Raw genomic sequence first — 13599 nt, forward strand, 5'->3', positions numbered from 1 at the left:
AGTTTGGATTTTCAGGTCAATGTAAACAGGTCTTCTTTGTTTAGATAACTTTTTGATACATCAAACCAGCCACCCTGTGATGAGGATGGCTGGTCTTTGTTTATTGGCCTAGTTGGTCAGAGTAGGCGATGATTTGTTCGACGGTTTGATCGAGGAAGGCGATGGTATCGCGGAGCGGTTTTTCGGTAGAGATATCAGCACCGATGATGAGGGCGGAGTCGAGAGGTGTTTTGCTACCGCCTGATTTGAGGAAGTCTAGCCACTCTGTAGCCCCATTCGGGTTGTTCTTGATGTTGAGGTAGCCAGCCGTTGAGATGACGAGACCAGCAGAGTAGGTATAGCTGTAGAGTCCCATGTAGTAGTGGCTCTGACGCATCCAAGTCAAGGCTGCATCGTCGTCAATTTCGACAGCGTCACCCCAGAACTGGGTCAGGACGTCTTTCATGATGGTGTTGAGCTGGTCTGCACCGAATGTTCCACCATTTTCAATCAAGCTATAAACCTGACGCTGGAAGGCAGCCTCCAAGAGGTGGGTGATGAAGTTGTGGAAGTAGGTGTCTGTCAGACGGTGAGCCAGGGCAAAGCGCTTCTGACGAGGATTGTCATACTGGTGCTCCAGATAGTCGCTGAGGAGCAACTCGTTAAGGGTAGATGGTGCCTCAACGAAGTAGGTCGACATGTGGGCATTGAAGTAGGACTGGTTGTTGTCGGAGAAGATGAACTGACCGGTGTGGCCAATCTCATGGATGAGGGTATAGACATCGCTCATTCGGCCTGTCCAACTCATGAGGACATAAGGGTGGACGCGGTAAGGGTCAGTTGCGTAGCCACCAGAGTCCTTGCCGGTGTTGGCCGCAAAGTCCACCCAACGCTCTTCCTGATAGCGTTCCACTTCACGGCTGTATTCAGCTGTGAGAGGCTCGATAGATTTCATAACCAGGTCGTAGGCGTCGTCGATGGAGACTGCTGGATTGAGTTCGTTGTCAATGTCCAGTTTCCAGTCGGCGAAGGTCATCTTGTCAAGGCCGTTGACCTTGGCCACATGCTTGAGGTATTTCTGAGCGACTGGGGCAAACTCGGTCATGATGAGGTCGATTTGACGGTCGAACATGGCACGGTCCACTTCTTGCTCAGCCAGTAGGTAGTCAAAGACAGAGTCATATCCTCGCATATCAGCCAGGAGTTTTTCAGATTTGACTTGGGCCAGGTAGGCTGCAGCTGCAGCGTTTTGGTGTTGGCGCAGGCCAGCTGAGAAGGAGCGGAAGGCTTTTTCACGGACAGCCGCATTTTCGTGGTTTTGGTAGAAGTTTTCGTAGCTAACAAAGCTGTTTTTATAGGTTTCACCATCGACCTCGAAGTCGTCCATAGCAAAGTCACCAGCCCGCATCTTAGTGTAGATGTCTTGCGGTGCTGCGAGGACTTCACGCAGGTTGGTGAGGGCCTTTTCGACAGCTGGGTCGAGTGCATTTTTCTTTTGGATTTTCGCCTGGCGAATAGCAGAGCTGAAGTGCGGATTTTGTTCTAGTTCATCCAGTACGGCATCATCAGCCTGGTTCAAGGCTGTGTTGAAGAAGCTGAGTGCGACGGCTGACTTGGTCAAGAAGTCATCACCAGCCTGGGCGATCTGAGCAAACTCTTCATTGCTGTAGTCTGTCGTTTGTGGCATGAAGGAGTAGTTAGCGATGTGGCTAGTCTGGATGAGGATTTGCTCGTATTCCATCAGGGCTTGAGTGAAGTCATCGGCAGTCGCTAGATTGCCCTCGTAATTTTTAGCAAACTGGTCCACGTCAGCTAGGGCCTTCTCAATAGCCAGCAAGAAGTCTTCGCGATCCTTGTAGAGGGCAGTTAGGTCCCAGAGTTCATTTTCTGGGAATTCAGAACGGTGTTTGAGTTCCATAAGTCATCTCTTTTCTCTATATAATTTTTTAGTTTAGTATATCAAAATTTTTATATTCTAGCACCCTGGAGATTAGGGGGCATTCAGGAGTTTAAAATTGTGGATTGAAAAAATTGTCAAAATATTCGCAAAAAATCACTGGAAATACAGGACCTGTCTTTTATTTTGCTCCTAAACATGGTAGAATGGAAGGAAATGAACCCTGAAGGAGATGTCATGACCCAAGCATTTGAGCAGAATCAGAAGAAAAATTTACAAGAAGAAGTGGCGATTTTAACCACGATTTTAAACGAAACGACCCGTCAGGTAGTGGGGGACGTTATTTTTGAGAAAATCCAAAACCTGGTTAGCTTATCAGCAGATGATGATTTTCGTCTTTTGGAGCAGGAGATTGCCAAACTTGAAGCTCGTGAATTGACCTTCGTGTCACGCTACTTTGCCATTCTGCCCCTCCTCATCAATATTTCTGAGGACGTGGACCAAGCCTATAAAATCAACTACCAAAACAACATGGGCATGGACTATCTAGGTAAGATGTCTTCGACTATGGACATGATGAAAGAGGTTGACGAGGCTCAAGAAATCTTAGAGAATATCAACGTCGTGCCAGTTCTGACTGCCCATCCGACCCAGGTTCAGCGTAAGACTGTCTTGGAATTGACCAATAAAATCCATGAATTGCTCCGGAAGTATCGTGATGTTCAGGCTGGTGTGGCCAATCGGGATAAATGGTACAGTGACCTCCGTCGCTATGTCGAATTGCTCATGCAGACTGATATTATTCGAGATAAAAAACTCAAGGTTAAAAATGAGATTACCAATGTCATGGAGTACTACAATAACTCCTTGATCAAGGCTATCACTAAATTGACCCGTCAGTACAAGGAATTGGCAGCTGAGCGTGGCATCACTCTCAATAATCCAAAACCGATTAGCATGGGGATGTGGATTGGTGGGGACCGTGACGGAAATCCATTTGTTACGGCGGATACCCTAAAGCTCTCTGCAACTGTACAGAGCGAGGTCATCCTTAACTACTACATTGATAAATTATCAGAGCTCTATCGGACTTTTTCGCTGTCGACCAATCTTCATCAGGTGACTCCAGAGGTTCAGGCCTTTGCCGACCAATCCTCTGACCGTTCGGTCTACCGTGAAAACGAGCCTTATCGTAAGGCCTTCCATTTTATCCAGACCAAGATGATTCAGACCCTGCTCAACCTTAATGGTCAGTCTAGCCTATCTAGTATTGAGGATGAGGAGCGTCGCAATACCTATTCAGATATTAACTCAGCGACCAGCAATAGTGGCAGCAATGTCGTCGCCCGTTATCTCCAATCTCGTGTGTCGGATGTTACTGCAGGCTTGTCTGAAGAGCAACCTTGCTATGCCAACCCGCAAGAGTTCAAGGCTGACCTTCAAGTCATCGAGCAGTCGCTCAAGGCAACAGGCAATGGTCATCTTCTGACCGGAGATTTTGCCGAAATCATGCAAGCCATCGATGTCTTTGGCTTCTATTTGGCCAGCATTGACATGCGTCAGGATTCGTCAGTTCACGAGGCCTGCGTCGATGAATTGCTCCGCTCGGCTAACATTGTGGCTAACTATAGCGACTTGTCTGAGGAAGACAAGTGTGCCATTCTCCTCAAGGAATTGACAGAAGATCCACGGACCCTGTCTTCAACCCATGCTGAAAAATCGGAACTCTTGCAAAAAGAGTTGGCTATCTTCCAGGCGGCCCGTCAACTCAAGGACCAATTGGGAGAAGAAGTCATCAAGCAGCACATCATTTCCCACACGGAAAGTGTATCTGATCTCTTTGAATTGGCTATCTTGCTCAAGGAGGTGGGGCTGGTTGATACAGACAAGGCCCGAGTGCAAATTGTTCCCCTCTTTGAGACCATCGAAGACTTGGAAAATGCCAAGGGGATTATGGAAAGCTACCTCAGCTACGACATTGTTAAAAATTGGATTGCCAGCAACCGTCACTATCAAGAAATCATGCTGGGTTACTCAGATTCCAACAAGGACGGTGGCTATCTAGCGTCTGGTTGGACCCTCTACAAGGCTCAAAATGAATTGACGGCGATTGGAGAAGCGCACGGTATCAAAATCACCTTCTTCCACGGTCGTGGTGGAACAGTCGGTCGTGGTGGAGGCCCATCTTATGAGGCTATTACGTCTCAACCTTTCGGGTCCATCAAGGACCGCATCCGCTTGACTGAACAAGGGGAAATCATCGAGAACAAGTATGGCAACAAGGACGCTGCCTACTATAACCTGGAAATGTTGGTGTCAGCGACCCTGGACCGGATGGTGACGCGCATGATTACGGACCCAAGTGAAATCGAAGGATTCCGGGCAACCATGGAAGGGATTGTGGCTGATTCTAATGTGATTTACCGTGATTTGGTCTTCAATAATCCACATTTCTACGATTATTTCTTTGCGGCTAGTCCAATTCGTGAGATTTCCAGTCTCAATATTGGTTCCCGTCCGGCAGCTCGTAAAGCCATTACGGAAATCGGTGGTCTCCGTGCCATTCCTTGGGTCTTCTCTTGGTCACAGAACCGGGTTATGTTGCCTGGTTGGTACGGTGTCGGCTCTGCCTTTAAACACTTTATCGACGCGGAGGAAGGCAACTTGGCCAAACTCCAGCACATGTATGAAGCCTGGCCGTTCTTCCACTCCCTCTTATCAAATGTTGACATGGTGCTCTCCAAGTCTAACATGAACATCGCCTTTCTCTACTCTCAATTAGCAGAAACTAAGGAGGTTCGTGAGGTCTTCTATACCATCTTGGATGAGTGGCAGTTGACCAAGGACGTGATTTTGGCCATTGAGCAGCACGAGGATTTGTTGGAAGAATCGCCGAGCTTGAAAGCCAGCTTGGACTACCGTTTACCTTATTTCAATGTGCTCAATTACATCCAAATCGAGCTTATCAAACGCATGCGGAGCGGCCAATTACCGCTGGACCGTGAAGTTCTTATTCACATCACCATTAACGGGATTGCTACAGGGCTCCGTAACTCTGGTTGATGTCTATCCAAAGTCTGTCAAAACTGGCAGGCTTTTTATGGTTTATTGAAGAAGAAAATCGCTAGTCAAAGTTTGAATTAAAGAAACTAAAAATTTTATTTTTCAGTGAAAAAGCCATGGATTGAGGTGCAAGTAGTGTTTTAATCTGCTATAATAATACCTATGAAACGAAATTTTAAAGAAGTAAAACGCCTAGTGATTAAGGTGGGAACCAGCTCTTTGGTACTGCCGACGGGTAAGATAAATTTAGATAAGATTGATCAGCTGGCCTTTGTTATTGCTAATTTGATGAACAAGGGATTAGAAGTGGTCTTGGTATCGTCTGGGGCCATGGGATTTGGTCTAGATATTTTGAAGATGGCCAAGCGTCCAGTAGAACTCTCACGTCAGCAGGCTGTGTCCAGTGTCGGTCAGGTTGCCATGATGAGTCTCTATTCCCAAATTTTCTCCCACTATCAGACCAATGTCTCTCAGATTCTTCTGACCCGAGATGTGGTGGAGTTTCCAGAAAGTTTGGCCAATGTTACTAATGCCTTTGAGAGTTTGATCGGCATGGGCATCGTTCCCATTGTCAATGAAAATGATGCGGTCAGCATCGACGAGATGGACCATCAAACCAAGTTTGGGGACAATGATCGTCTATCAGCGACGGTTACTCGGATTGTAAAGGCAGACTTGCTGATTATGCTATCTGATATCGACGGGCTATTTGACAAGAATCCGACCATCTATGATGATGCCGTTTTACGGAGTCGGGTCGGAGCAATTACCGATGAAATTATCGCTTCAGCAGGTGGTGCAGGGAGCAAATTTGGAACAGGTGGCATGCTCAGTAAAATCCAATCTGCCCAACTGATTTTTGAAGCTGGAAGCCAAATGGTGCTGATGAATGGGGCCAACCCACGCGATATCTTGCGCGTGCTTGATGGAGAAGAACTGGGCACCCATTTTATCCAAGACTAGAAAAGAGGATGAGATGACCTATATCGATAGGCTAGGCCAGCGGGCCAAGGTCGCCAACCGTGATTTGGCAAAGTTAGGGACCCAGGAAAAAAATACGATTTTGAGGGCAGTTGCCCAGGCCCTGGTGCACCAAACGGATTTTATTTTGACAGAGAACCGTAAGGACCTTGCCCAGGCTGATGAAAATGGGATTTCAGCAGTCATGGTGGACCGTTTGACCTTGACACCTGACCGCATTGAAGGTATGGCAGAAGGTGTTCGTCAGGTCTCTGACTTGGCAGATCCGATTGGACAGGTGGTTCGCGGCTATACCAATCTCGATGGCTTGAAAATTGTTCAAAAGCGGGTGCCTCTGGGCGTCATCGCCATGATTTTTGAGAGCCGGCCAAATGTCTCTGTCGATGCCTTTAGTCTGGCTTTCAAGACCAGCAATGCCATTATTCTTCGTGGTGGTCGGGATGCCATCAACTCCAACAAGGCCTTGGTCGAAGTCATTCGTCAAGCCCTATCGAGTCATCATATCAATCCAGATGTCGTTCAGTTGGTAGAAGACACTTCCCATGCTGTGGCTGAGGAACTCATGCAGGCGATAGACCATGTTGACTTGCTTATTCCTCGCGGTGGGGCCCGCTTGATTGAGACGGTTAAGGCCAAGGCCAAGGTGCCCATTATTGAGACGGGTGTGGGAAATTGCCATATCTACGTCGATGAGTTTGCGGACCTGGATATGGCGACTGAGATTGTCATCAATGCCAAAACCCAGCGTCCTAGCGTATGTAATGCTGCGGAAAGCCTGGTCGTTCATGAGGGCATAGCAGAGCAGTTTCTACCAGCCTTGGAGACCGCAGTGGCTAAGGTCCAAGCGGTGGAGTTTCGTGCAGACGAGAAGGCCCTAGCTCTTATGACGAGTGCTAAGCCGGCATCCGCAGAAGATTTCGCCACCGAATACAATGACTACATCATGTCAGTGAATGTGGTGTCCTCTTTGGATGAAGCGATTGAATGGGTCAACCGCTATACAACCCATCACTCAGAAGCCATTGTGACACGTGATATTGGCCGTGCAGAACGTTTCCAAGACGAGGTCGATGCGGCAGCAGTCTATGTCAATGCTTCGACCCGATTTACGGATGGATTTGTCTTTGGTCTGGGGGCTGAGATTGGGATTTCCACCCAGAAAATGCACGCCCGTGGGCCAATGGGACTTGAAGCCCTGACCAGCACCAAGTTCTATATCAACGGCACGGGTCAGACCAGACAGTAATGACAAAAATTTTTAGTCATATTTTTACGAAAACGTAGTTGAGATGTTACGTAAGGAGAAAGGTTAGGATAATAATGAAAAAAAAGGTAACTCAGACACAGATGGGAATCTTAAGTCTGCTAGTATTGGTTCTACTGGGCGGTCTCTTTATTCTTAAGGACCAATTTATTACACATGGTGAATCTCAAATCAAGACCAGTTTGGACCGTATTGAAATTAAAGCTGAACGAGCTAGATTAAAGGCGGCAGAAGAAGCAATAGAGACACTCGAAAAGAAACAGACTCAAGAAAATTTGGATAAGGCTCAGAAAGCTCTTGATGCTTTAACCATTACCACTGAATCAACGAAGTCCAATTTACAAGCACGAATTGATAAAATCTCAAAAATTATTACTGCCAATCAGGCTTTAGCGATGGCTGAAAAAATGGTTTCTGAGTTGGAAACAAATCCGACTTTGGATAATCTCGTGGCAGCTCAAGAGGCTATTGATAAGGTAACCAATGATAGTTCAAAAGGCCGATTACAATCACGTTTAGATGCGGTTCGAGTGAAAATCGAAGAAGCCGAAGCGAGTCAAGTTTCAGAGGTCGTAACGAGATCATCGGAAGCGGGAGTGACTCAAGCGACTGTAACAGAAGTTGTTGAAGAGGATGAGGAAGAAGAGTACATTTATGTGCCAACACCGCCTGTCCATTCGGAAAGTGTCGTGACTGAAGCAGTCACTTCTGTTCAAAATCAGGAGGTAACTAGTGCATCCTCAAACGATCGTGTAGTTGTTCCGAATACTGAACCAAGTGTATCTGAAGCATCTAATAGCAATCAGTAGAATGGAATATAAAACTGCTTGTCTTAGTTGCAGAACTAAGAGGCTGGGCATAAAGCCCAGCCTTGCTATCTAGAGTTCGTTTTAACATTCTAATGCAGTGGTTGGGAGCCTTTCTGCTGGCTTTGCCAGCTTAGAAAGTGCCCTGCACAGGTCATTAGGTGCTTTAGCACCAATGAAACACAGCTGAATGAGCTCTAATACGCTGATGTTGTCAATTTTTAAAACTCTAACGAATGACGCAAACCTAGTTTGCGTTTTTTTTTCAACCTTAAGCACTCCACCAGACTGTTGCTCACTTTCGAATTTTTAGGCTCGCACCTTTGACAGCCTCTCCCCAGACTGTCAAAGCCATGCGATGGTGGGAGTTCAAAAGGTCCGGGGGACCTTTTGAAGTTGGAAATGAATCTGACGACGTCAGTGTCAGAACGGTCCGGGGGACCTTTTGAAGTTGGAAATGAATCTGACGACGTCAGTGTCAAAACGGTCTAGGAAGAGACTGTTTCAGCCTGAGCTCATAAACCCAGAAGCGAGGTCATCGAACTCTTTCTCGCTTTTAATAATTCTTTCCCACTCCCTTTTAGATTTTTAAAGATTAAGCTTTAAAATCGAGCTGAGTATAACATTGAATTTGTTAAAACTAGAAATTAGAATAAAGGGTAGAGGGCAAAGCAAGAGTACGATTAAGGATGTAAAAATCTATTTTTTTGTTGAACTAATTTTTCTTATCTCTAGATTTTGTCTAGTCAAAATTTGTAAAAAGGATATTATTTCCTCCTCCACTTTTTAAGACAGGGGAGGGGCTTTATGATATAATTAAGGTTATGACTAGAAATTTCCACCATGTAACTGTTCTTCTAAAGGAAACTGTAGATATGCTCGCCCTTAAATCAGATGGGATCTATGTAGATGCTACCTTGGGTGGTGCAGGTCACTCGTCTTATCTCTTGTCTCAGCTGGGACCAAAAGGGCATTTGTATTGCTTTGACCAGGATCAAAAGGCGATTGACAATGCTAAAATTGTTTTAAAGGAGTATATTGATAGGGGACAAGTTACCTTTATCAAGGATAATTTTAGGTTTTTAAAGTCCAATCTTGCGGCACTGGGAGTGACTGAGATTGATGGTATTCTTTATGATTTAGGAGTATCTAGTCCTCAATTAGATGAGCGTGAGCGTGGATTTTCTTATAAACAAGATGCTCCCTTAGATATGCGGATGAATCAGGAAGCTAGTCTGACGGCCTATGAGGTAGTCAATTCATACGATTATCATGATTTGGTTCGGATCTTCTTCAAGTATGGAGAGGATAAGTTCTCAAAACAAATTGCGCGGAAAATTGAGGAAACACGACGTGTTAAACCGATTGAAACCACAACTGAGCTAGCAGAAATCATCAAGTCAGCTAAGCCCGCTAAGGAACTCAAGAAAAAAGGCCACCCAGCGAAGCAAATTTTTCAAGCCATTAGGATTGAGGTTAATGATGAACTGGGGGCTGCAGATGATTCCATTCAAGAAGCGATGGATTTGCTAGCAGTGGATGGACGGATTTCTGTTATCACCTTTCACTCTCTGGAGGACCGTCTGACCAAGCAACTCTTTAAAGAAGCTTCTACTGTCGAAGTTCCTAAGGGATTGCCTTTCATACCAGATGAGTTGCAACCCAAGTTTCAATTGGTAACGCGTAAACCAATTCTTCCTAGCCAAGAAGAACTTGCCGCCAATAACCGGGCTCACTCTGCCAAACTGAGAGTAGCTCAAAAAGTTAGGAAATAATTCATGAAAAATGAAAAACGCAACGATGCTATAATGACAATCTTGCAAAAGCGTATTCGGACTTTTTCTCGTGTAGAGAAAGCCTTTTACGCTTCTTTGATAGGTACAGCCATTATTATGGCCATCGCTATCATTTTTTTACAGAGCCGAATTTTGCAGGTTCAACAAGAAATGACGGATCTTAATAGCGAAATAGCTGCAACCCAAACTGAGTTGACTAATGCTAAACAAGAGGTCAATGAATTGACACGCCTTGAGCGTGTGTCTAAGATTGCCACTGATGCTGGCTTGACCAATAACAACGAAAATATTAAGAAGGTAGAATAGATGAAACTATTTTTTCAGCGCCTTCTGGCTTTTATTGTAAGAGACCGGAAATCACCGGAGGAAAACAGGGTCCATGTTGGGCAAAACTTATTATTATTGACGATTGGATTGTTTGTCGTATTTGTCGTGAATTTTGCAATCATTATCGGTAGAGACGATAAATTTGGAGTTGATTTATCGGAGAAGGCAAAACAGGTTTATCAGACGAATACAGTTGTACAGGCAACTCGTGGAACGATTTATGACCGTAATGGGTATCCGATTGCAGAGGATTCTACAACTTATAGCATTTATGCTGTTATTGATGATTCCTATGTTTCGGTATCTGGGGATGTTCTTTATGTCCAACCTTCGCAGTATGACACGGTCGCACAAATCTTCCATGATAATCTTGGTATGGAGACAGATTTTGTTCTAAATCAACTCAAAAAAGATGCTTATCAGGTTGAGTTTGGAAATCAAGGAACTGGAATCTCTTATAGCACCATGACCACGATTAAAGATGCGCTAGCAGCAGCTGGGATTCAAGGTATAGCTTTTACGACAAATCCAAGTCGAATGTATCCTAATGGGATGTTTGCCTCTGAGTTTATCGGAATGACCAGTGCAGTTAGTGATGATGAAAATAATGTCACTATTGAGGGAACTTCAGGTCTTGAAGCAGCCTTCAATGATATTTTATCAGGGACAGATGGCTTAATTACCTATAAAAAGGATAGTCGAGGCAACGTCCTACTAGGTACGGGAAATGTTGTTCGAGAAGCAGTGGATGGTAAGGATATCTATACAACCTTATCTGCAACCTTGCAGACACGCTTGGAAACGCAGATGAATATCTTCCAAGAAGAGACAGGAGGTGTCTATGCCTCAGCGACAGTTGTCAATGCTAAGACTGGCGAAATTCTAGCAACGACCCAGCGACCAAGTTTTAATGCGGACACCATGGAAGGCTTGGATGCTGAAGGTTATACTTATCAGAGCCAACTCTACGAGACCATGTACGAACCAGGGTCTACCATGAAAGTTTTCACACTTGCATCGGCCATTGATAGCGGAAATTTCAATCCCAACCAAACTTATTTCAATGATAAGTTAGAAGTTTACGATGTTACGATTCGAGACTGGGACGTCAACTCTGGTGATTCAGATGGTCAATACATGTCTTTAGCTCAAGGATTTGCCCATTCTTCCAACATTGGAATGGTTATGTTGGAACAAATTATGGGAAATGATTTATGGCTTAAGTACTTGTCTGAGTTTAAATTTGGTACAAGAACACGTATTGGTATGATTAATGAGAGTGTTGGACAAGTGACGTCTGATAATGCGGCCAATATTGCACAATCAGCCTTCGGTCAAGGGATTTCTGTAACTCAACTCCAGATGTTGAGAGCCTTTACAGCTATTTCAAATAATGGCGTCATGTTGGAACCACAGATTGTAAGTCAGATATATGACGTCAATACAGGGACGACGCGTGCCGCTTCATCAGAAATTGTTGGGAATCCTATCTCAGCTGATGCAGCTAGTCAGACTCGTAATTACATGGTTACAGTCGGGACCGATCCATACTTTGGTACCCTTTACTCTAGTTCTGTAGGTGGTCCAGTTATCCAGGTCGGAGGCTACTCTGTGGCAATGAAATCAGGGACTGCCCAGATTGCCAAGGATGGTGTTTATCTAGATGGTGAATATCTCTATTCTGTTATTGCTATGGTTCCGGCTGATGAACCTGAGTTTTTAATGTATGTGACTTTGCAACAACCTGAGCATTTTTCTATCGTCAACTGGCAAGAAATCTTCAACCCAATTCTTGAAGAAGCTATGCAAATGAAGGATACCCTACTTGCACCCGCAACAGTAACTGCAAGCACAGAAACTCCGTATACGATGCCGGAAGTAATCGGTAAGAAAACAGGGGACACAACAGACACTCTTAGACAAAATATTGTTCAACCAATATTATTAGGTTTAGGTGAAAAAATTGTAAAATCTTCTGTAGCCGAGGGAGAGAATCTAGCTTCTAACCAGCAGGTATTGCTGTTGACGGATGATTTTTCAACGTTACCAGATATGTACGGCTGGACCAAGGAAAATGTAGAGACCTTTGCCCAATGGATGGGAATTGAAATTTCCTATGAGGGTAGTCTGACTGGGACTGTTATTGGTCAAGACAAGGATGATGGGACAGCGATGTCCGATGTCAAGAGTCTGACAATTACCCTGGAAGAGGATATAAGTGACTAAACGTTGTGACGGGGTTAAGGATCAGAAGGCTGAGAGTTGCAAAAACAGTCTCAGCATGATAAGATTAATCCCGTTACAGTTTTTATTGAGGAGAGATTAAATGCTTTTAGCACTGTTTGCAGGTTTGCTTTCGTTTCTAGCAACGGCACTTGCAATGCCTTACTTTATTCGTTTTTACCAGATTAAAAAAATCGGTGGTCAGCAGATGCACGAAGATGTTAAGCAGCATCTTGCTAAGGCTGGAACGCCTACCATGGGAGGTACTGTCTTCCTGCTAGTTGGACTTATCGTTAGTCTCCTGTTTAGCAGTATTCAGGGTCTCAGTGGGACTCACTTGGGAGCAACCATTGCCATCCTATCAGTTGTCCTTATCTATGGAGCAATCGGCTTTCTCGATGATTTCTTGAAAATTTTCAAGAAAATTAATCAGGGCCTTACTTCTTGGCAAAAAATGGCCATGCAGATTATTGGTGGGTTACTATTCTACTTTATCCATGTACGTCCTAGCGGAACGGATTCTCTCAATGTTCTTGGCTTTAATCTTCATTTAGGAGTACTATACGTCTTCTTTGTCCTCTTTTGGGTTGTTGGTTTCTCAAATGCAGTCAACCTGACGGATGGTATTGATGGGCTAGCTTCGATCTCAGTTGCGATTTCCCTCTTCTTTTACGGAGTTATTGCCTACGTTCAGAAGCAGTTTGATGTGCTCTTGATTATTGTTGTCTTTATCGGCGCTTTACTCGGTTTCTTTGTCTTCAATAGGAAACCTGCTAAGGTTTTCATGGGGGATGTTGGTAGTTTAGCTTTGGGAGCCATGTTGGCAGTGATTTCCATCGCCTTGCGACAAGAATGGACACTCCTGATTATCGGTTTGGTCTATGTCTTGGAGACGAGTTCAGTTATGCTACAGGTAGCCTATTTCAAATGGACGAAGAAACGCACCGGAGAAGGAAAGCGGATCTTTAGAATGACACCGCTCCACCATCATTTTGAACTTGGTGGTCTGACTGGTAAGGGAAGCCAGTGGTCAGAGTGGAAGGTTGATGGTTTCTTCTGGACGCTTTCTTGCCTTGCAGGCCTCCTTGTCTTGGCTATTCTTTATCTATAATTTAAACACTTGAGCAGTTAGGGACTTCTAGGAGACCTGCCTGCTCTTTTTGGTGGCTCTTTGTCAACTGTAGTGGGTTGACCAATTTAACACCGAGAGAGGACAGGACTTGTCTTCTCTCGTTTTATGTTTATGGCAATGAAAATACGAGT

At 44.8% G+C, this 13599-nt stretch carries 9 protein-coding genes; 8 read left to right on the forward strand and 1 reads right to left on the reverse strand.

All coding sequences use genetic code 11. From position 1 onward, the window contains the following. Window positions 1–100: 100 nt before the first annotated feature. Window positions 101–1897 carry an oligoendopeptidase F gene (gene pepF / locus ACFORF_RS06930; protein ID WP_380426708.1) on the reverse strand — a complete coding sequence of 599 codons (1797 nt, stop codon included), beginning with the start codon at window positions 1895–1897 and terminating at the stop codon, window positions 101–103. A gap of 216 nt (window positions 1898–2113) precedes the next feature. On the opposite strand from pepF, the gene ppc reads away from it, so the two are divergent. From ppc to mraY, 8 genes are all read left to right on the forward strand, one after another. Continuing rightward, complete coding sequence (gene ppc, locus ACFORF_RS06935; RefSeq protein ID WP_380426710.1) at window positions 2114–4939, forward strand: phosphoenolpyruvate carboxylase; 2826 nt, start codon at window positions 2114–2116, stop codon at window positions 4937–4939. A gap of 162 nt (window positions 4940–5101) precedes the next feature. Further along, window positions 5102–5902: a glutamate 5-kinase gene (gene proB / locus ACFORF_RS06940; protein WP_380426712.1), complete on the forward strand. Its 801-nt coding sequence runs from the start codon at window positions 5102–5104 to the stop codon at window positions 5900–5902. A 13-nt stretch (window positions 5903–5915) separates the two neighbouring features. Then, complete coding sequence (locus ACFORF_RS06945; protein WP_380426714.1) at window positions 5916–7166, forward strand: glutamate-5-semialdehyde dehydrogenase; 1251 nt, start codon at window positions 5916–5918, stop codon at window positions 7164–7166. A 74-nt stretch (window positions 7167–7240) separates the two neighbouring features. Continuing rightward, window positions 7241–7993 (forward strand): hypothetical protein, encoded by a 753-nt coding sequence (locus tag ACFORF_RS06950; protein ID WP_380426716.1) that lies wholly within the window; start codon window positions 7241–7243, stop codon window positions 7991–7993. Window positions 7994–8814: 821 nt separating this feature from the next. Continuing rightward, the gene (gene rsmH / locus ACFORF_RS06955) at window positions 8815–9765 is read left to right on the forward strand and encodes a 16S rRNA (cytosine(1402)-N(4))-methyltransferase RsmH (RefSeq protein ID WP_380426718.1); all 951 of its coding nucleotides are present in this window, start codon (window positions 8815–8817) and stop codon (window positions 9763–9765) included. 3 nt (window positions 9766–9768) lie between these two features. Beyond that, window positions 9769–10092 (forward strand): cell division protein FtsL, encoded by a 324-nt coding sequence (gene ftsL / locus ACFORF_RS06960; RefSeq protein WP_380426720.1) that lies wholly within the window; start codon window positions 9769–9771, stop codon window positions 10090–10092. Continuing rightward, window positions 10093–12339: a penicillin-binding protein PBP2X gene (pbp2x, locus tag ACFORF_RS06965; RefSeq protein WP_380426722.1), complete on the forward strand. Its 2247-nt coding sequence runs from the start codon at window positions 10093–10095 to the stop codon at window positions 12337–12339. It begins immediately after the preceding gene. 100 nt (window positions 12340–12439) lie between these two features. Continuing rightward, window positions 12440–13447, forward strand: coding sequence for a phospho-N-acetylmuramoyl-pentapeptide-transferase (mraY, locus tag ACFORF_RS06970; RefSeq protein WP_380426724.1), 1008 nt, complete (start codon window positions 12440–12442; stop codon window positions 13445–13447). Window positions 13448–13599: the final 152 nt, after the last annotated feature.

Origin of the sequence: Streptococcus caprae (assembly GCF_042649745.1) — a bacterium.
Lineage (GTDB): Bacteria > Bacillota > Bacilli > Lactobacillales > Streptococcaceae > Streptococcus > Streptococcus caprae.